This is a genomic window from Pseudomonas mandelii (assembly GCF_024138395.1).
GTDB classification, from domain to species: Bacteria; Pseudomonadota; Gammaproteobacteria; order Pseudomonadales; family Pseudomonadaceae; genus Aquipseudomonas; species Aquipseudomonas mandelii_E.
The window spans coordinates 169792-190309 of sequence record NZ_JAMYDU010000008.1 but is presented as its reverse complement, the minus strand read 5'-3'; the positions used below and the strand labels follow the sequence as shown (position 1 = coordinate 190309).

The following is a 20518-nucleotide window of genomic DNA, read 5'->3' as shown; positions in this document are numbered from 1 at the left end:
TCCTCAAGAACGCCAAAAGCTTCGCGGGCAAGCCTCGCTCCTACAGGATCCGGTTTTAACATTGGGAATCAGTTATTTCCCCCCACTGCCCGCAACGCTTTCCCCACCACGGGTCAGGTAATAGGCGCCGAGGATCGGCAACATGGTCACCATCATCACCAGCATCGCGACGACGTTGGTCACCGGCACGTCCCGTGGGCGGCTGAGCTGGTTGAGCAGCCACAGCGGCAAGGTGCGCTCATGGCCGGCGGTGAAGGTGGTGACGATGATTTCGTCGAACGACAGCGCAAACGCCAGCATGCCACCGGCCAGCATCGCCGAGCCGAGATTCGGCAGGACGATGTAGCGGAAGGTCTGCCAGCCGTCGGCCCCGAGGTCCATCGAGGCTTCGATCAAACTGTATGACGTGCGGCGCAAGCGGGCGATGACGTTGTTGTAGACGATCACCACGCAGAAGGTTGCGTGGCCAACGATGATGGTGAACATCCCCGGTTCGATCCCCAACGTTTTGAAAGTCGCCAGCAGCGCGATCCCGGTAATGATCCCCGGCAACGCAATTGGCAGGATCAGCATCAGCGAGATGCCTTGCTTGCCGAAGAAGTCCCGTCGGTACAACGCCGCCGACGCGAGGGTGCCGAGGACCAGCGCAATCAATGTGGCGACGGCGGCGATTTGCAACGACAGCTTGATCGCTTCCAGCACGTCCGGCCGGGAGAACGCCACGCCGATCCACTTCAGGGTGAAGCCCTTGGGCGGAAAGCTGAACGCCGCGTCTTCGGTGTTGAAGGCGTAGAGGAAGATGATCAGGATCGGGAAGTGCAGAAGCACCAATCCGCCCCAGGCGGCGATTCGCAGGCCCAAGGATGCCCGATCTTGAGATGAAGCATCAGAGCGCATCGAAAGCCCCCAGACGTTTAACGATGGACAGGTAAATAGCGATCAGCACGATCGGCACCAGCGTGAAGGCCGCCGCCATCGGCATATTGCCAATCGCCCCTTGCTGGGCGTAGACCATGCTGCCGATGAAGTAACCCGGCGGGCCCACCAGTTGCGGCACGATGAAGTCGCCCAGGGTCAGCGAAAAGGTGAAGATCGAACCGGCGGCGATGCCCGGAATCGACAGCGGCAGAATCACTTGCATGAAGGTCTGGCGCGGCTTGGCGCCGAGGTCCGCCGAGGCTTGCAGCAAGGACGGCGGCAGGCGTTCCAGTGAAGCCTGAATCGGCAGGATCATGAACGGCAGCCAGATGTAGACGAACACCATGAACCGTCCCAGATGCGAGGTCGACAAGGTGCTGCCGCCGACGCCCGGAATCCCCAGCACGAACTGCAATACCGGCTCCAGCCCCAAATGCTGAACGAACCATTGGGCCACGCCGCCCTTGGCCAGCAGCAAGGTCCAGGCGTAGGCCTTGACGATGTAACTGGCCCACATCGGCATCATCACCGCGATGTAGAAGAACGCCTTGGTCTTGCCGCTGGTGTAGCGCGCCATGTAGTAGGCGATCGGGAACGCCACGATTGCACTGGCGATCGACACGACGATGGCCATGCTCAGGGTGCGCAGAATGATGTCGAAGTTCGACGGCTGGAACAGCGCAGCGAAGTTCGCCAGGGTCAGGTCGGGGGTGACCGCCATGGTGAAGTCATCGAAGGTGTAGAAGCCTTGCCACAACAACGTCAACAGCGAGCCGAGATAGATCGCCCCAAACCAGAGCAACGGCGGCACCAGCAGCAGCGACAAGTAAAGATTCGGCCGCCGGTACAGCAGGTTCGAAAACCGGCGCAACGGCGAGCCGCTGGCCGGGGTTTGAGGAACGGTCACGCTGTTCATCTCAGGCCCCGCCCACAACATTATCGTGCAGCGGGATCATCGCTTCACGCGCCCAACGAGCGCTGATGCGTTGCCCGGTCTGATGTTGCGCGCTGACGTCCAGCCAGTGGACGTTGGCCTGGCTGATGTTCAGCGTCTGGCCATTTTCCAGCTTCAGTTCATAGCGGGTCGCACTGCCTTGGTACTGGATGTCGTGCAGCAGGCCGCTGACTTCGATTTCATGGCTCGCCAGCGGGCCTTCGGCGAAACGCACGTGTTCCGGACGGATCGAAAACGGCTGTGGATTGCCGCTCAACTGCCGGGCCAGATCGCCGCGAATCACATTGGAAGTGCCGACGAATTCGGCGACGAACGTGGTCGCCGGTTTCATGTACAGGTTGCGCGGTGTGTCAACCTGTTCGATGCGCCCCTTGTTGAACACCGCCACGCGGTCGGACATCGATAGCGCTTCGGTCTGGTCGTGGGTGACGAAGATGAAGGTAATGCCGAGCTGGCGTTGCAGCTTCTTCAGCTCGCCTTGCATTTGCTCGCGCAGCTTCAGATCGAGGGCGCCCAAGGGTTCGTCGAGCAGCAACACACGAGGGCGATTGACCAGCGCGCGGGCCAGGGCCACGCGCTGACGCTGGCCACCGGAGAGTTGCACCGGTTTGCGTTCGCCGTAGCCGCCGAGGGCGACCATGTCGAGGGCTTCGTCGGCGCGTTTTTGGCGTTCGGACTTGCCGACGCCTTTGACTTTCAAACCGTAGGCGACGTTGTCGAGTACATTCATGTGCGGGAACAGCGCGTAATCCTGGAACACGGTGTTCACGTCACGTTGATACGGCGGCAACCCGGCGGCTTCGGCGCCATGAATGCGGATGGAGCCAGTGCTCGGTTGTTCGAAACCGGCGATCAGGCGCAGGCAGGTGGTTTTGCCCGAGCCTGAGGGGCCCAGCAGGGAAAAGAACTCGCCGTCCTGGATATCGATAGAAACCCGGTCAACGGCTTTCACTTCGCCGAACTGACGGGAAACGTTGGTGAACTGGACTGCAAGCGTCATGGTGCGGTGCTCCAAAAAAGCGCGCTTTCTATCAATTGAATCGGGTCTGCCATTAAAAGATCGCAGCCTTCGGCAGCTCCTACGGGATTTGCAGAGGACGCCACATTTGCAGTGCATGCCGTCGGCGTAGGAGCTGCCGAAGGCTGCGATCTTTTGATCTTGTTTTTGATCTCAGAGAGCTTAACGACCACCCATGATCGCAATGTAATCCTGGGTCCAGCGGCTGTAAGGCACGAACTTGCCGCCCTCGGCCTGTGGGGTTTTCCAGAAGGCGATCTTGTCGAACTGGTCGAAACCGTTGGTCTTGCAACCCTCGGCGCCCAACAGTTCGCTTTCCTTGCACGCGGCCGGAACCGCCGGCAGCGAGCCGAACCAGGCAGACACATCGCCCTGGACCTTCGGCTTGAGCGACCAGTCCATCCACTTGTAGGCGCAGTTCGGGTGCTTGGCCTCGGCGTGCAACATGGTGGTGTCGGCCCATCCGGTGGCGCCTTCTTTCGGGATGGTCGATGCAACGGGCTGTTTCTCCTTCATCAGGCCATTGACCTGATAGGGCCAGGAACTGGAAGCCACCACGCCTTCGTTCTTGAAGTCACTCATCTGCACGGTGGTGTCGTGCCAGTAGCGATGGATCAACTTTTGCTGGGCGCGCAGCAGATCGAGAACGGCCTTGTACTGTTTCTCGTCGAGCAGATAAGGATCCGTGATGCCCAATTCCGGCTTAGCGGTTTTCAGGTACAACGCCGCGTCCGCGATGTAGATCGGGCCGTCATACGCTTGCACGCGGCCCTTGTTGGATTTGCCATCGGGCAGCTTCTGCTCTTCGAAAAGCACGCCCCAACTGGTGGGCGGCTGCTTGAACACGTTGGTGTTGTACATCAGCACGTTCGGGCCCCATTGATAGGGGGTACCGTAGGTTTGCTTGTCGACCACATACCACGGTGCATCCTTCAGGCGCGGATCGAGACTCTTCCAGTTGGGAATCAATGCGGTATTGATCGGCTGCACACGTTTGCCGGCGATCAGGCGCAGGGAAGCGTCGCCGGACGCCGTCACCAGGTCGTAACCGCCTTTGGCCATCAGGGTGACCATTTCATCGGACGTGCCGGCGGTCTTGACGTTGACCTTGCAGCCGGTTTCCTTCTCGAAGCCAGTCACCCAGTCGTAGGCCTTGTCCGTTTCGCCCCGTTCGATGTAGCCGGGCCAGGCAACGATATCCAGCTGACCTTCGCCGGCACCGACGGCTTGCAGCGGTTCGGCGGCCTGCAGGCTGGCACTGGTCAGCAGCGCGGTGGTGATTGCACTGAGCAGTGCGGTCTTGTGCACGAGCATGGGTGAACCCTCTTGTTTAAATTATGGTCGGGGCAGTGGTGAACGGGGTGAAGCATGCCGTTGGCGGCTTGTTATTAGCGTAGTCAGAGATACTGGCCGGGGCGGGCCATGATGTGCCGAAGTGACGAATCCGACGCAGGGTCATCATTCGGAAATTCCCGATGGCGGTTTTTTTTTACCAATCGATTTCGAAGACGAGTTGTGGGGTACGGTCTTGCCGTTCGTCGGGAAAGGCCGGCTACCTGTAATTTCTGACAGTTGTCTGTGCCGCCTTATCGGCGCCCACTCTCCGCAAGGCGTATCTGGCGTTCAATCTGAGATAAGGAGAGTCACATGGACACAACTGCAACCGGGCAGTTCGATGGCCCACCACCGGTCACCCCGACCTGTTTTCCACCAAGTGAAGAACAGATATTAGGTGGCATGGAGGTGGAAAATACGGTGCTGGCACTGTTTCCGCCTGATCTGCCAGAAGCGACACGACCTATCGTAGGCGCGCATTTGGGGGTTCCACGGCGTATCTATGATTGGGCGCCGGAAGGCGCAAAAGTCGTATTCGGCCCGTATCTGGGGCAGCGCCGGGGCGATACGGTGTTTCTGAATCTGAACGGCCAACCCGGCATCGACAGTGTGCAGACGTTAGACGAAAACAATGAGGTAACACTGCACATTTCACATCAGATGCTGCTCGCCGATGTGATTAACCGGCTTAGCTGTACCGTGAAGCGGGGCAGTGCAAACATGGGCACCTCCGAGCCGCCGCTGGAGCTGTTGTACAACAGGATACTTCCCGGTAATCAAGACACCAGCCCGGGAGATGGAGAGCATTCTGAACTTGAGTTGATTCTGTCCGATGCTTTGCGCAAAGGCGTTGGCCCGGACTTTCCTGTCATCGGTGCACAGGTGTGCGTGTCCTACCCCTTTTGCCGTGCTTTTGATCGCATTCGATTGAACCTTAACGGCCACAGTGTGTATCACGAAGTCACCAGGGAGCAGGCGCCGAATCCTGGTTCCAATGTTCCCGTCAAAGTCTGTTTCAACGTGACTCGTGCAGACTTGGAGAAGGCCGGGGATCATCCCAAGTTCAATATTTCTTATACGGTCACCGATCAGCTCGGTAACAATCCCGATCAGGATTCACGCTGGTCAGCCGTGCAATCTATTGATGTGGATCTGGCTGGTAATCGATTGCCGCGTGCGTTGTTGCGCGAAATTCTCAACGATCCCACCGACGATCCTGACACTATCGATCTGGGAAAACTCGGCGCAAATCCTTTGCGGGTTGTGGTTCGCACCAGCGATCCGCGTTTTCTGGTGGGAGATAACATCATTGCCACTTACACCGCCAAAGTGGCGGGCAAGCCAGACGTGGTTTTATCAATGACGGGCACTGTCGAGGAAGATGAGTTCGGACAGAAGAAACCCTGTGTAATTCAGGTCAGTAACGATCAAGTCATCGCGGGAAGCAATGTATCGGTGATCTACACATTGCTCCGTGGAGGTATTTCGATCGGAAATTCAACCGTTGCCGGTGCTCGTGTAATAGGGGAGGGGCTGCCCCGGTTGCTCGCACCTGCATTGCTCAAGTCCATCAACGGTGTGCTCGACCCATTGGACTCCGCCAATCTGCGCGGGGCAACGGGTCGGGTTGAGGTTTTGGGTTATCGGGTGGGCGATACTGTGCGACTTATTGCCGAAGGTGCTTCCGGGGCTGGATCTCCAGTTTTTGCACCTCAACTTCTCAACGCCAACAGTCGCGCCAACTTTTTTCTCAACCGCACATTTATAGCGGCGAATCTGGGGAAACAGGTAAAGCTCAGTTACGAGCACCTGCGTGGTGGCAAGCCGATCCAGACATCGCCGCCCCTTGCTGCCTCGATCGGGTCAATACCTCACTACCACCCGGAACTGCCAACACCGATTATCGGTGGTGTAAATGGCAATGATCTAGACGTCACTCAACTTGAAGCACGGACGCCTTTGAATGTCAGCGAGTGGCCCCAGCAGGTCGAAAATCAATGGGTCTTGATCCGCTACATCGGGATCGACCGTGATGGCAAAGAGACAATTTTTGAGGAAAAAGTGGTTCATGCCGCATCATCAGGTTTGAGCCGGCCAGTGCCGCTGGACTGGCTTTTTACGCTGCGTGACAGAAGTCTGCTGACGATCAGCATGAGCGTGAATTTTTATGGTGAGGCGGACGAGAGCAAGGCTGTGAAGTTCCCGCAGAGGACCTACACAGTCAAGACATTGTTGGTGGAGGATTTTGATGATGAACTTTCGCGGATGATCATCCGGGCGGGTGAAATGCTTGTGACGCCGGTTCTCACCTTCAAACTTTTAACAACTGCAGTTCACTTGCCTAATCCGGCTGTTTTTACCAATGCTCAAATAGCCAGTGGTATACCGGGCAAGCAGCTTCACTGGTATGTCGTGGCGCAAGAGAAAGCAGAGATTACGTTCATCCGTCCCTGCCAAAAAGTGAGTTTTGAATTCTATGGCAACGGTTTGGGGCAGTCTTTTGGTGAAATAAATTTTTATGGCACTGGCGGTTTCCTAGGACAAGAAAGGCTCGGCTTGCCCGCAAGGACCATTGAGTTCTCAGGGCTGGATATAGTCAAAATGGAATTACTTGCGAAAGGTAACGCTTCCTTGGTATTTGACGATTTCTTGTTGACGCTTTAGTTGCTGAAAATCCAGCCGGGGTGTCTTTCCGATTTATTGCGTGGGGAAACCAGCAATATTTGGAAGCACACTCACTCGCAGGTCATGGGCACTTTCGAACTAGGCTGGAGGCCTTATAGATCCGGATAACCCCTGTTTGGAGGCGGAACATGAACACCCGTGGATTGCTCGATCAACTACTCAAATCCGGTCAGGATCTGTTGCAGAACAAGGCCGGCGGCACCCAGAACAAAGCATCCAGCGGTGGTTTGGGCGGTTTGCTCGGAGGCTCCAGTGGTTCGGGCGGCCTCGGCGGTGTCCTATCCGGCGCCGGCGGCGGTGCTCTAGCGGCTGGCGCCATGGGCTTGTTGCTCGGCAACAAGAAGGTGCGCAAGGTCGGCGGCAAAGTGGCGATCTACGGCGGCCTCGCCGCGCTGGGCGTAATCGCCTACAAAGCGTATGGCAACTGGCAGGCCCAGCAAGGCACTGCGCCTCGAACCGAACCGCAAACTCTCGACCGCTTGCCAGCGGCCCAGGTCGAGCAGCACAGCCAGGCGATTCTCAAGGCGTTGGTCGCCGCGGCCAAGGCCGACGGTCATGTGGATGAGCGCGAGCGTCAATTGATCGAAGGCGAGTTCAGCAAGCTCGACAACGATCAGGAACTGCAACACTGGCTGCACGCCGAACTCAACAAACCGCTGGACCCGACCGACGTCGCCCGCGCTGCCAGCACGCCGGAAATGGCGGCTGAAATGTACATCGCCAGTGTGATGCTGGTGGATGAGGAGAACTTCATGGAGAAGTCCTACCTTGATGAGCTGGCGCGGCAGTTGAAGCTGGAGCCGGGGTTGAAGGCTGAGCTGGAGAAGCAGGTGCGGCAGGCTTTGGTATAAGCGACACGTTAAATACGTTCATAGCTCTCGCCACTTCTTCCTGAGGTGGCGGGCGTTGTCGTTTTGCACGTTTTCGAACGCGTTCGGATTGACCGTTCATCGAAAAACAGACTTTACCTGTAATTTCTGACAGTAGCCAAATCTACGGCCTGGGGGTTTGATGGCTCTCATTGGACCGCAGCATGCGGCTGTCAACAAGGAGTGTGTGATGAGTGACGATCTCTCGATGAGTACTGAAAATAGCGTCCTGCAAGATGTTCCTCCGTTGATTCCCGGTTCTACACCGGGCGTCAAAAGCGAGGACCCAGACGCGGGAGAGCCTTTGGTCGGTGTGTCCCTCAGGTTAGTCGAGAGTGGCAAGCTTGATATTGTCGTCGATCCTCCGCGTGATCAGCCGGGCGACCCTATTGCATCGGTATCGATTTTACACAATGGTGTAGCGGTCGATGTTCCACCGGTAATTGACGATAATCTTCGACGTACTTTTCGTGTTTCTGAAACAATATTGTTGAATGGAATTAACCGGTTCAGTTATTTGGAGGTGCGTCTGAGCGGAAACGCCAACGAATCAATCTCCCTTTATGTTGTATATAGTTCAAATCGCATTTGTGGCTACGACGTCAATCCTGCCGATGACTTTCATGATCGCATCGTTCTCGAAGTGCCAAAAGATATCGGGCCAAGGGAAATTAACGCGGGTGTGTGGTTATCTGTTTGGTATCCTTTCATGAAACTTTGGGATGTCATCCTTGTGAAATGCAACGGAGTTCCCGTCACGCGTGTAGTGGGCATGCCGGACGATCCGCTCGATCCGGATGTTGTCGGTGAGCCCATCTCGATTCTTATCAGAAAGGAAGTTTTCGAAGAGGCCGGAAGCAGCCCAAATTTTCTGTTTATTTGCCAGCCTCACGATCAGTTGTTGAACTACCCTGAACGAAATCTCTGGTCAAAAGCTGTTGAGCGAGATATCGACGGTACGGAAAAACAATTCGAGAGGCCAGATTACATTGAAGATCCAGATAACTATCAAAACGACGACCCGGAAACTATCGATCGCGTCATCTTGAACAAAACAAAGTATCTCACTGCGCGGGTAAATACGATCAGGGGGGTGTTCCAAACCGGCGATATTCTCAGGGGCCGCTATCGTTGCGAAGGGCCTGACGGTACGTTGGTGACGGATAGTCCTGAAGAATCGGTAGGAAGGGTGCCATCAGCCATTGATTTGAAAATATCTGTAGGGAAGGTTCTGCCGGGCGGTCAGGTAGAGATGGATTGCGAGCTGATCAGAGACGACATGGTGGTCGCCAGATCTTATAAAGCGAAAGCTCGGGTACTCGATGCAGGCGAGGGGGCTTTGCCTCCGGTGATGGTACATGTACTCAGCGAAGGAAATGTACTTCTTCCGCAAAATAACCTCGAAGGTGTCAATGCACGTGCAAAACTGTCCGGGTTTCAAGCTGGGGATGCAGCCAGACTGGTGGTCACGGGAGGGGCGTCGGGCGCTGGGTCGCCAAATTTCAATTTCAAACCTTTCAACTCCAACTCGGTGGCCAACTTCAAACTTCCACCATCATTTATTCGTGCCAATATCGGGATCAAGGTTAAATTGGAATGGATTCTGCGACGTGGAAACAAAGAATTCACTTCCGAACCATTGGTAATCGAAGTGGGGACATACAGGCATCAAGATCCCAATTTTCCATCGCCTGTGATTGTTGAGGCGCAAGGTGAGATCGTGGATAGTCGCCTCTTCACTGGCGATGCGAATCTTTGTCTCCAATGCTGGCCACTAATTGCTGAAGGCCAGCCATATAAGTTGGGAGCCACCGGAACTAACAGCAATGGTCATGCTGTCACAATTCCTATCGCCAGTGGAGAAACGTCGCTTGTGGAAAGTGAATCCGGCTTGAATAAGCCAGTTTTGCGTAAAGATTTGCTGATGTTAAAGAACAACAGTGTACTGACGTGTTGGGCAGAAGTAGATCTGTGTCCCAACGAGAACGATCAAACGATCGTGAGCTTGCCGCTTAACAGTTATCGGATTATTACCGAGCCGCTAGCAACTCCCAGTATCACTTCGCTGAAGGACAGTTCCGGACGGGAGGTTGGAGCGCACACCACCGATACCCACCTCACCGTGATTGTTTATTCCAGTCCCAATTTGCTTGTGCAACTTCTCAATGGACTGACACCTGTCAGCACACAAACGGCAAGCGATCAGGGTATTTCGTCCCACGCGTTGGCAGGGCTGGCCTTGAAGAGTCATGACCTATATGCCAAGAGCTTACAAGGTTCGCAGCCAGTATCAGTAGCTCGCACGATTACGGTGCTGCCACCGCCGCAAGCTCCAACCATAGCTTATGTGTTATCGAACGGGGCCTACCTCTATTCGGGCGGTAGCGCGAGTCATTGGGTAGTGTTTTATGGCACGGTTCAGTCACGTCCCTATGCGCGAGCGGTATTGTTGACCACTCAATGGGGGGGAGGGTACCAGTTCACCCTTGACCCACACCAAGTAAACTGGTCTCAACTCGGATGGTGGAATGGCGGCAAACACCATTACCATCAATTGATCGACTATGACTCGAATCTACGATCCAACACGCACATAATCAACTGGGCGTGAACGGCAAAAAAAAGTACGAAAAAGCAGCTGCGCTGACAAACCGCAGCCTTCAGCAGCTCCTACGGAACCCGCGTTTATCCGTTGGATACGGGTGTACCCGGTCGTGTGCTGCCGTAGGCTGCGATCTTTTTTCTTACAAACGACGCTGTCGTTCAAACAGTCCAAATCCGTCGGAAACCGATCCGGCACCCCCATCCGAAAACACCGATTCAAAAAAACTCAACGAGGCCGCCGACCACGACCTCAACCCGCCTACCCCCAAAAACACTCGTAAGCGCTCCATGAACCCCACATTCAAAGCCGCCCCCTGATCCCCGATGCTGTGCTCCCGATTCTTTTCCGGAGCCCGCACCTCATGATGCGTCCCGACGCCAAAGTCGAAAAAGTCTATCTCTACCCCAAGCCCGTCGACTTCCGAAAATCCATCGACGGCCTCGCGGCTCTGGTCGAACTGGATATCAAGGTCGCGGTGTTTGACCCGGTGCTTTTCGTCTTCCTCAACAAGCCTCGAAACCGAGTGAAGATTTTATATTGGGAACGCAACGGCTTTTGCCTTTGGCTAAAGCGGCTGGAGTCTGAGCGCTTTAAAACATCGCCGGATTGTTCGGATGAAGCCATCGTGCTGACGGTTCAAGAACTCAACTGGTTATTGGACGGTTTTGATTTGTGGCGCAACCGTCCGCATCAAGTTTTGACGCCTCGATTCGTCGCCTGATTCGGTATAATCCAGGGCATGATTTCCATGCCCAAAGACCTTCCTGCCGACCCTGTTTTGCTCAAGCAACTGCTTGAGCAAATGCTGAGTGAGCGCGAGTCGGATAAGGGCAAGATCGTTCATCTTGAAGAAGAAAACGCGCTGTTGCGTCAGCGCCTTTTCGGGCGCAAGTCAGAGCAGACAGCTGATCCCGCGACCCCGCAAATGGCCTTGTTCAACGAAGCTGAAAGCGCGGCCGAGTCTGTCGACGAAGCGGTTGAAGAAGAGGTCGTAGCGCCGACCAAACATCGCGGTAAACGCAAGCCTCTGCCCGCTGATCTTCCGCGTATCGAAGTCATCCACGAACTGCCCGAGCACGAGCTGACCTGCGCCTGCGGTTGCCGTAAACACAGCATTGGCCAGGAAATCAGCGAGCAGCTCGAGATCGTGCCGATGCAAATCCGCGTGATCAAACATGTGCGCAAGGTCTATGCCTGCCGTGACTGTGAAACCGCGCCGGTCACGGCTGACAAACCGGCGCAGCTGATCGAAAAGAGCATGGCTAGCCCCAGCGTTTTGGCGATGTTGCTGACGACCACATACGTCGATGGCCTGCCACTGCATCGCTTCGAAAAAGTACTCGGTCGCCACGGTGTCGATATTCCACGACAAACCTTGGCACGCTGGGTTATCCAGTGCGGCGAACACCTGCACCCCTTGCTCAACTTGATGCGCGATCGGCTGCTGGAAAGTCGCGTCATCCACTGCGACGAAACGCGCGTGCAAGTGCTGAAAGAGCCTGATCGAGAGCCGACCAGTCAATCCTGGATGTGGGTTCAAACCGGCGGGCCGCCGGATCAGCCGGTGATCCTTTTTGACTACTCGACCAGCCGGGCGCAGGAGGTTCCGTCGCGCCTGCTTGAAGGTTATCGCGGCTACCTGATGACCGATGATTACGCTGGTTATAACGCCTTGGGCGCGCAATCCGGTGTCGAACGTTTAGGCTGTTGGGCACATGCGCGACGCAAATTTGTCGAGGCGCAAAAGGTGCAGCCTAAAGGCAAAACCGGGCGTGCCGATATCGCCCTGAATCTGATCAACAAGCTGTACGGTATCGAGCGAGATTTAAAAGAAGTCGGTGATGATCATCGCCACGAAAGCCGACAACAAAACAGCCTGCCGGTGTTGGCGCAGTTGCAAACATGGCTGGAGAAAACCCAGCCACAAGTGACGGCGCAAAATGCACTGGGCAAAGCCATCAGCTACCTGGCCAGCAACTGGATCAAGTTGGTGCGCTACACCGAAGCCGGTTACTGTGGCAGAGCGTGCGATCAGGCCCTTTGTCATTGGCCGAAAAGAACTGGTTATTCAGCGATACGCCCAAGGGCGCAGCGGCCAGCGCTCAACTTTACAGTTTGGTCGAGACGGCTAAAGCCAACGGCCAAGAGCCCTATGCGTGGCTGCGCCACACACTTGAGCGCCTGCCACAGGCAACCTCGGTTGAAGATTACGAAGCCTTGCTGCCTTGGAACTGCTCGCCCGCATCGCCTCGCTAAGCGCGCCGCCTATTTGAATAGACGGGGTTCATGGAGCGCTTACAAACACTCCACGCAAACCCCAGCACCATTTCCACGTCGGCACCGAGGTCGATAACGAAACCCTGCTGGCAAAAGCCTGCGAAACCCTGACCGCGGCGAGGGTGATGTTCAGTGATTTCGCCGGGTTGCTGGAAGGCTCGCATCGCAACACCATGTTGGGCATTCAACAGGTGGTCATGCTGGGTGAGCTGGCGGGCTACTGCGCTTATTCAGACAACCTCATTTGCCGGGTTTGCGACTGCTGCGCAGCCGGACGGGGGCAAGCCCCTCGCCACAAAGGTTCGTGACTAACACCGCGTGATCGTTCTTCGCGAGCAAGCCCGCTCCCACAGGCCTCGGCTATACTCCCCCGCAATTTGACCCGCACCGAGGACTGACTGTGAAGAACTGGACATTGCGCCAACGCATTTTGGCGAGCTTTGCGGTGATTATCGCGATCATGCTGTTGATGGTTGTGATCTCTTTTTCTCGGTTGATGAAAATCGACGCCAGCGCAGAAAGGGTCCGTAATGACGCGGTTCCCGGGGTGTATTTCAGCTCGATGATGCGCGGTGCCTGGGTCGACAGCTACAACCTGACCCAGCAGATTGTCGGCCTTTCCGGACGTCGCGAAATAACACCCGCCGACCATGCCATGTACAAGGGCTTCGAAGAGCGCTTGAACGAGCAGATGACCAACTACCGCAAAACCATTTTCACACCGGAAGATCAGGCCACATTTGACAAATTCGAAGCGTTTCATCAGCTCTTCAATCAAGAACTGACGAGCGTCATCGACCTCTATCAGCGCAAAGAGTACGAATCAGCGCGTCTTGCTCTGGAGCAAAAGCTCACTCCGGCCTGGGTCAATGGACGCAAGCAGTTGAACAGCCTCATCGAGCATAATCACGATCTGGCTGACGAAGCCACACTGGCCATCGGTGAAGCGGTGACAGCCGCCAAGATCAGCATGGGAGTCTCTTTGTTGGTGGCGATCATCGTCGCCGGCCTGTGTGGTCTGCTGCTGATGCGCGCGATCATGGCGCCGATGAATCGCATTGTGGATATCCTCGAAATCATGCGCACCGGCGATCTCAGCAGTCGTCTGGATCTTGATCGCAAGGATGAGTTCGGCGCGGTGGAAACCGGCTTCAACGACATGATGACCGAGCTCACCTCGCTGGTGTCCCAGGCCCAGCGGTCCTCGGTGCAAGTCACCACGTCGGTCACGGAAATCGCCGCGACGTCCAAGCAGCAGCAGGCCACCGCCACTGAAACCGCGGCCACTACCACCGAAATCGGTGCGACATCGCGGGAAATTGCCGCCACCTCGCGGGATCTGGTGCGCACCATGACCGAAGTCTCCACCGCCGCCGATCAGGCGTCGGTGCTGGCCGGTTCCGGTCAACAAGGCTTGGCGCGCATGGAAGACACCATGCACTCGGTGATGGGCGCGGCCGATCTGGTCAACGCCAAACTGGCGATCCTCAATGAGAAGGCTGGCAACATCAATCAGGTGGTGGTGACTATCGTCAAAGTCGCCGACCAAACCAACCTGCTGTCCCTGAACGCCGCGATCGAAGCCGAGAAGGCCGGTGAATACGGTCGCGGGTTTGCCGTGGTTGCCACCGAAGTGCGGCGTCTGGCGGACCAGACTGCTGTGGCCACCTACGACATCGAGCAGATGGTGCGCGAGATCCAGTCGGCGGTGTCGGCCGGGGTCATGGGCATGGACAAGTTTTCCGAAGAAGTGCGTCGAGGCATGTCCGAGGTGCAGCAGGTGGGCGAGCAGTTGTCGCAGATCATTCATCAGGTTCAGGCGCTGGCGCCACGGGTGTTGATGGTCAACGAAGGCATGCAGGCCCAGGCCACTGGCGCCGAGCAGATCAACCACGCGTTGGTGCAGTTGGGCGATGCCAGCAGCCAGACCGTCGAGTCCCTGCGTCAGGCCAGTTTCGCCATCGATGAACTGAGCCAGGTGGCCGTAGGGCTGCGTGGCGGCGTCTCGCGATTCAAAGTCTGATGAGCGAGCTCGCGGTCAAGCGCGGCGCGGTGATGCCGGCGAAGCAGTCGTTGTTTTTGGTGTTCCGCATCGGCAACGAGCGTTACGCCTTGCAGGCCATCGAGGTGGCCGAAGTGCTGCCGCAGCTGCCGTTGAAACCCATTCCCCGGGCGCCGGACTGGGTGGCGGGGGTGTTCGCCTATCGCGGCGCGGTGGTGCCGGTGATCGACCTCAGCGCCCTGACCTTCGCCCAACCGGCCCAGGCCCGCACCAGCACGCGGCTGGTGCTGGTGCACTATCGGCCGGATGAGACGACGCCTGCGCAATTGCTCGGGCTGATTCTGGAGCAGGCAACCGACACGTTGCGCTGCAATCCGGCAGATTTTCAGCCTTATGGCCTGGACAATCGCCAAGCGCCGTACCTCGGGCCGGTGCGCGAAGATGCCCAGGGTTTACTGCAATGGGTGCGGGTTGCCGATTTGCTGGACGAACAAGTCCGCGTCTTGTTGTTTCCCTCGCCGCCGTTGGACCTGGCGCAGTTTGAGGAGCAGGGATGAGCAGCGATCAAAGGTTTTTCGATTTCCTCAAGGAACGTATCGGCCTCGATGTGGGCTCGGTCGGCCCGGCGATCATCGAACGCGCGGTACGCCAGCGCTGCACGGCGGCTCGGGCGCTGACGGCCGATGAGTACTGGCACACCCTGCTGGGTTCGCGCGACGAACAACAGGCGCTGATCGAAGCGGTAATCGTCCCCGAGACCTGGTTTTTCCGTTACCCGGAATCCTTCGCCACACTGGCGAAATTGGCGGCCAAACGGCTGGCGGCGATCAATAACATGCGCGCCCTGCGGATTCTCAGTCTGCCGTGTTCCACCGGCGAAGAGCCTTACTCCATCGCCATGGCATTGCTCGATGCCGGACTGGCGCCGCACCAGTTCAAGGTCGACGGCATGGATGTCAGCCCGCTGTCGGTGGAAAAGGCCAGGCTCGCGCTGTATGGCAAGAATTCGTTTCGTGGCCAGGACATCGACTTTCGCGAGCGGCATTTCACGGCTGAAAACGACAACTATCGTCTTGGCGGGCGCGTGCTTGAGCAGGTGCGTTTGCAGGTCGGCAATTTGCTGGACCCGGCCTTGCTGGTCAGTGAGCCACCCTATGACTTCGTGTTCTGCCGCAATTTGTTGATCTATTTCGATCAGCCGACCCAGCAGCAGGTGTTCGAAGTGCTCAAGCGCCTGACCCACGTCGACGGCGTACTGTTTATCGGCCCGGCGGAGGGCAGTTTGCTGGGGCGTTTCGGCATGCGCTCGATCGGTATCCCGCAGTCGTTTGCCTTCAGTCGTCAAAGTGCGCCGGAACCGCTCGCGTCCTTCGTGCCAACGCCATTGCCACTGCCGGTGCAACAACCGGTGCGCAGCGTGACACCGCCGCCGATGCGCAGTCGGCCTTTTGCGACGGTCGTCCCGCTGCCGCAGACTCCCCAAGTCACACCTTCGCAGGTCACCCCTTCAGACGCCGCCACGCTGCTGGCGAACATCGCCGCGCTGGCTAACGAAGGGAAAAGTGCCGAGGCTCGGGCAGCGTGCGACAGTTATTTGCGCAGTCACGAACCGGTGGCCCAGGTGTTTTATTGGCTGGGGCTGCTCAGCGATCTCGCCGGCAGCGCTCTCGAAGCCCAGGGTTTTTATCGCAAGGCGTTGTACCTCGAACCGCAACACCCCGACGCATTGATGCACTTGGCCGCCTTGCTCCAGTCCCAGGGCGACACGGCCGGTGCCAGACGATTGCAGGCCCGCGCCGCCCGCAGCGAGCGCGCCGCAGACAGTGAGCGTAAACGATGAACGCCGCCGACACCTTGAGCGTCACCCATGAAGATGCCCAGGCCATCGACGACTGCTGGAACCGCATCGGTATCCACGGCGACCAGTCCTGTCCGCTGCTGAGCGAACACATTCATTGCCGCAATTGCGCGGTGTATTCGGCTGCTGCCACTCGCTTGCTCGACCGCTATGCGTTGCAGCAGGACGACCGCGAGCAAGTCTCCACTGTGGCCGGGAGCGATGTGAAAACCCGCTCGCTGCTGATGTTTCGCCTCGGCGAAGAATGGTTGGGTTTGGCCACTCGCAGCCTGGTCGAAGTGGCGCCGCTGCAGGCGATTCACTCCTTGCCGCATCAACGCTCCGGGGCGTTGCTGGGCGTGGCGAATGTACGTGGTGCCTTGGTGGCATGCCTGTCGCTGGTGGAACTGCTGGGGCTCGACGGCGGCAGTGGCGCGGCGTCTGGCGCGCGGGTGATGCCGCGGATGCTGATCATCGCCGCTCACGGCGGGCCGGTGGTGGTGCCAGTGGACGAGGTGGACGGGATTCACGCTATCGACGAGCGCATTCTCGATGCGGCGTCTCAGTCCGGCACTCAGACCAGCGCCAAATACACCCGTGGCGTCTTGCAATTCAAAGGTCGCAGCCTGCGTTGGCTGGATGAAGAACAGCTGCTGTCCGCCGTGACCCGGAGCCTCACATGACCCCCGAGCAAATGCGTGACGCCTCTTTGCTGGAACTGTTCAGCCTCGAAGCCGAGGCCCAGACCCTGGTGTTGAGCGCAGGTCTTTTGGCGCTTGAACGCGATCCGACCCAGGCCGATTACCTTGAGTCATGCATGCGCGCCGCCCACTCGCTCAAGGGCGCGGCGCGGATTGTCGGTGTCGATGCCGGGGTCAGCGTTGCCCATGTGATGGAAGATTACCTGGTCAGCGCCCAGGAAGGGCGCCTGTACCTGCGGCCCGAACACATTGATGCACTGTTGCAAGGCACCGATCTGCTGATGCGGATTGCGACGCCGGGCAACGCTCCGGCGCCTGCGGATATCGACGCTTACGTCGTCTTGATGGGACGGCTGCTTGATCACATGGCGTCTGTACCCGTCACGCCGCCGATGGCTGAACTTCAGCTCGAGCCGCCGACGACCAAGGTTGAGCCGCCCATGCCGGCCGCCACCGAAGCCTCCCCGGCAGCGCCCGTCGAACCAGCGCCCATGGCTAAACGCACCACCGAAAGTGGCGAGCGCGTATTGCGCGTCACGGCCGAGCGCCTGAACAGCCTGCTCGACCTGTCGAGTAAATCCCTGGTGGAAACCCAGCGGCTCAAACCGCACCTGGCCACCATGCAGCGCCTCAAACGCATGCACAGCAACGGCCTGCGGGCGCTGGAAAACCTCAACGTCCATCTCAAGGACCACGCCTTGAGTCTCGAAGCCCAGGAAGCCTTGGGCGATGCCCGTCGGTTACTGGCGGAGTCCCAGCAATTGCTGGCGGAAAAGAACGCCGAACTGGATGAGTTCGCCTGGCATGCCAGCCAGCGCGCGCAGGTGTTGTATGACACGGCGCTGGCCTGTCGCATGCGGCCATTCGCCGACGTGCTGAGCGGGCAAGTGCGCATGGTCCGCGACCTCGGCCGCAACCTTGGCAAACAGGTGCGGCTGGAGATCGAGGGCGACAAGACTCAAGTCGATCGCGACGTACTGGAAAAACTCGAAGCGCCGCTGACGCACTTGCTGCGCAATGCGGTGGATCACGGCATCGAAACCCCGGAGCAGCGGCGGTTGGCTGGCAAACCGGAGGAAGGCGTGATCCGTTTGCGCGCGTCCCATCAGGCCGGTCTGTTGGTGCTGGAACTTAGCGATGACGGCAATGGCGTTGATCTTGAAAAGCTGCGTCGCAACATTGTCGAGCGGCAGTTATCCCCAGCCGAAACCGCTGCCCAGTTGAGCGAAGAAGAACTGCTGACGTTCCTGTTCCTGCCGGGTTTCAGCCTGCGCGACGCGGTCACCGAAGTGTCCGGACGCGGCGTCGGGCTGGATGCGGTCCAGCACATGGTCCGTCAGTTGCGCGGCGCCGTGGTGCTGGAGCAAACGGCGGGCGAGGGTAGTCGTTTTCATCTCGAAGTGCCGCTGACGCTGTCGGTGGTGCGCAGTCTGGTGGTGGAAGTCGGTGACGAGGCGTATGCCTTTCCGCTGGCGCACATCGAGCGCATGTGCGACCTGGCGCCTGCGGACATCGTGCAGGTCGAAGGCCGGCAGCACTTCTGGTACGAAGGTCGGCATGTCGGGCTGGTCGCCGCCAGTCAGCTGTTGCATCGTCCGGCGAGCCAGAACAACGCGCAAACCCTCAAGGTCGTGGTCATCCGCGAGCGCGAGGCGATCTACGGGGTGGCAGTCGAGCGGTTTATTGGCGAGCGAACGCTGGTGGTGCTGCCGCTGGACGAGCGCCTGGGCAAGGTGCAGGACATTTCCGCCGGGGCCTTGCTCGACGACGGCTCGGTGGTGCTGATCGTCGACGTCGAAGACATGCTGCGTTCGGTGGACAAACTGCTCAACACCGGGCGTCTGGAGCGCATTGCCCGACACGCCAATCAGGTTGTCGAAGCAGCGCGTAAACGGATTCTGGTGGTGGACGACTCGCTGACCGTTCGTGAGTTGCAGCGCAAATTGCTGCTCAATCGCGGCTATGACGTCGCCGTGGCGGTGGACGGTATGGATGGCTGGAACGCTCTGCGTTCGGAGGATTTCGATCTGCTGATCACCGACATCGACATGCCGCGCATGGACGGCATCGAGCTGGTGTCTTTATTGCGTCGCGATAACCGCCTGCAATCCCTGCCGGTGATGGTGGTGTCCTACAAGGACCGCGAAGAAGACCGCCGCCGTGGCCTGGACGCCGGAGCCGACTATTATCTAGCCAAAGCGAGTTTTCATGATGACGCTTTGCTGGATGCAGTGGTTGAGCTCATTGGAGGCGCGCGGGCATGAAAATCGCCATCGTCAACGACATGCCCATGGCCGTAGAGGCTTTGCGTCGCGCTTTAGCGTTCGAACCGGCGCACGAGGTGGTCTGGGTCGCCTGCAACGGGGCCGAGGCGGTGCAACGTTGCGCCGAATACACTCCGGATCTGATCCTGATGGATTTGATCATGCCGTTGATGGACGGCGTGGAAGCGACCCGGCGGATCATGGCCGAGACCCCATGCGCGATTGTCATCGTCACCGTCGACCGCGAGCAGAACGTGCACCGGGTGTTCGAAGCCATGGGCTACGGCGCGCTGGATGTGGTCGATACCCCGGCTATTGGGGGCGGCAATCCTCAGGAAGCCGCCGCACCGCTGCTGCGCAAGATCATGAACATTGGCTGGCTGATCGGCGACAAGAGCAATCGGGTGCGATCGGCACCGAGCTCGCACCGCCACTCGTCCTCGCGCCAGCATTTGGTGGCCATCGGTTCATCCGCTGGCGGGCCGGCGGCGCTCGAAGTGCTGCTCAAGGGCCTGCCACGAGATTTTTCGGCGGCCATCGTGTTGGTCCAGCATGTGGATCAGGTGTTCGCCGCGGGCATGGCCGAATGGCTTGCCAGCGCCAGTGGCCTGGATGTGCGCCTGGCCCAGGAAGGCGAACCGCCACGAAGCGGCACGATCCTGCTGGCCGGGACCAACCATCATATTCGTTTGCTGAAAAACGGCACGCTGGCCTACACCGCCGAACCGGTCAACGAGATCTACCGGCCTTCGATCGATGTGTTTTTCGAGAGTGTGGCCAGTTACTGGAGCGGTGACGCCGTGGGCGTTCTGCTGACCGGTATGGGGCGCGACGGCGCGCAAGGACTTAAACTCATGCGCCAACAGGGCTACCTGACTATCGCTCAGGATCAACAAAGCAGTGCGGTGTACGGAATGCCGAAGGCGGCCGCGGCCATCAATGCGGCTGTGGAAGTTCGCCCACTGGACAAGATAGCGCCACGATTGCTGGAAATCTTCTCAAAATGACTATCATTAGCAGCAATCGTGGCCAAAGCAGTACTCAGGTGACCG

General features: G+C 58.2%; 15 protein-coding genes and 2 pseudogenes. 13 read left to right on the top strand and 4 right to left on the bottom strand.

Features of this window, described 5'->3' with window-relative positions; all coding sequences use genetic code 11:
* Positions 1-72: 72 nt before the first annotated feature.
* The 4 genes from NHU87_RS15210 to ydcS form a co-directional block, all read right to left on the bottom strand.
* The gene (locus NHU87_RS15210; RefSeq protein WP_253549996.1) at positions 73-897 is read right to left on the bottom strand and encodes an ABC transporter permease; all 825 of its coding nucleotides are present in this window, start codon (positions 895-897) and stop codon (positions 73-75) included.
* On the bottom strand, positions 887-1834 hold the full coding sequence (locus NHU87_RS15205) for an ABC transporter permease (RefSeq protein ID WP_253549994.1): 948 nt from the start codon (positions 1832-1834) through the stop codon (positions 887-889). Before NHU87_RS15205 ends, NHU87_RS15210 begins: the two co-directional genes overlap by 11 nt.
* 1 nt (position 1835) lies before the next feature.
* Positions 1836-2873, bottom strand: a complete 1038-nt coding sequence (locus tag NHU87_RS15200) for an ABC transporter ATP-binding protein (RefSeq protein WP_253549992.1) — start codon at positions 2871-2873, stop codon at positions 1836-1838.
* Positions 2874-3053: 180 nt separating this feature from the next.
* Positions 3054-4205 (bottom strand): putative ABC transporter substrate-binding protein YdcS, encoded by a 1152-nt coding sequence (gene ydcS / locus NHU87_RS15195; protein ID WP_253549989.1) that lies wholly within the window; start codon positions 4203-4205, stop codon positions 3054-3056.
* A 333-nt stretch (positions 4206-4538) separates the two neighbouring features.
* Here ydcS and NHU87_RS15190 point away from each other — a divergent pair, with 333 nt between their 5' ends.
* The 13 genes and pseudogenes from NHU87_RS15190 to NHU87_RS15135 all read left to right on the top strand — a co-directional run bounded on the left by NHU87_RS15190 (position 4539) and on the right by NHU87_RS15135 (position 20473).
* Positions 4539-6890: a hypothetical protein gene (locus NHU87_RS15190; protein ID WP_253549986.1), complete on the top strand. Its 2352-nt coding sequence runs from the start codon at positions 4539-4541 to the stop codon at positions 6888-6890.
* Positions 6891-7039: 149 nt separating this feature from the next.
* Positions 7040-7762, top strand: a complete 723-nt coding sequence (locus tag NHU87_RS15185) for a tellurite resistance TerB family protein (RefSeq protein WP_253549983.1) — start codon at positions 7040-7042, stop codon at positions 7760-7762.
* 208 nt (positions 7763-7970) lie between these two features.
* On the top strand, positions 7971-10391 hold the full coding sequence (locus NHU87_RS15180; protein ID WP_253549981.1) for a hypothetical protein: 2421 nt from the start codon (positions 7971-7973) through the stop codon (positions 10389-10391).
* A gap of 158 nt (positions 10392-10549) precedes the next feature.
* A pseudogene (locus NHU87_RS28625) lies at positions 10550-10669 on the top strand (DUF6124 family protein); the annotation flags it as partial.
* Positions 10670-10746: 77 nt separating this feature from the next.
* The gene (gene tnpB / locus NHU87_RS15175) at positions 10747-11106 is read left to right on the top strand and encodes an IS66 family insertion sequence element accessory protein TnpB (protein WP_019412232.1); all 360 of its coding nucleotides are present in this window, start codon (positions 10747-10749) and stop codon (positions 11104-11106) included.
* Positions 11107-11124: 18 nt separating this feature from the next.
* Positions 11125-12641 (top strand): annotated as a pseudogene (tnpC, locus tag NHU87_RS15170) (IS66 family transposase).
* A 17-nt stretch (positions 12642-12658) separates the two neighbouring features.
* Entirely contained in the window at positions 12659-12970 is a 312-nt protein-coding gene (locus NHU87_RS15165; RefSeq protein ID WP_253550097.1) for a DUF6124 family protein, read from the top strand.
* Positions 12971-13062: 92 nt separating this feature from the next.
* Positions 13063-14685: a methyl-accepting chemotaxis protein gene (locus tag NHU87_RS15160; protein ID WP_253549978.1), complete on the top strand. Its 1623-nt coding sequence runs from the start codon at positions 13063-13065 to the stop codon at positions 14683-14685.
* Positions 14685-15221 carry a chemotaxis protein CheW gene (locus NHU87_RS15155; protein ID WP_253549961.1) on the top strand — a complete coding sequence of 179 codons (537 nt, stop codon included), beginning with the start codon at positions 14685-14687 and terminating at the stop codon, positions 15219-15221. Before NHU87_RS15160 ends, NHU87_RS15155 begins: the two co-directional genes overlap by 1 nt.
* Positions 15218-16504: a CheR family methyltransferase gene (locus tag NHU87_RS15150; protein ID WP_253549958.1), complete on the top strand. Its 1287-nt coding sequence runs from the start codon at positions 15218-15220 to the stop codon at positions 16502-16504. Before NHU87_RS15155 ends, NHU87_RS15150 begins: the two co-directional genes overlap by 4 nt.
* The gene (locus tag NHU87_RS15145) at positions 16501-17184 is read left to right on the top strand and encodes a chemotaxis protein CheW (RefSeq protein ID WP_253549955.1); all 684 of its coding nucleotides are present in this window, start codon (positions 16501-16503) and stop codon (positions 17182-17184) included. Before NHU87_RS15150 ends, NHU87_RS15145 begins: the two co-directional genes overlap by 4 nt.
* Positions 17181-19466: a hybrid sensor histidine kinase/response regulator gene (locus NHU87_RS15140; RefSeq protein WP_253549951.1), complete on the top strand. Its 2286-nt coding sequence runs from the start codon at positions 17181-17183 to the stop codon at positions 19464-19466. Before NHU87_RS15145 ends, NHU87_RS15140 begins: the two co-directional genes overlap by 4 nt.
* Positions 19463-20473, top strand: coding sequence for a chemotaxis response regulator protein-glutamate methylesterase (locus NHU87_RS15135; protein WP_253549948.1), 1011 nt, complete (start codon positions 19463-19465; stop codon positions 20471-20473). The genes NHU87_RS15140 and NHU87_RS15135 overlap by 4 nt, the downstream gene beginning before the upstream one ends.
* Positions 20474-20518: the final 45 nt, after the last annotated feature.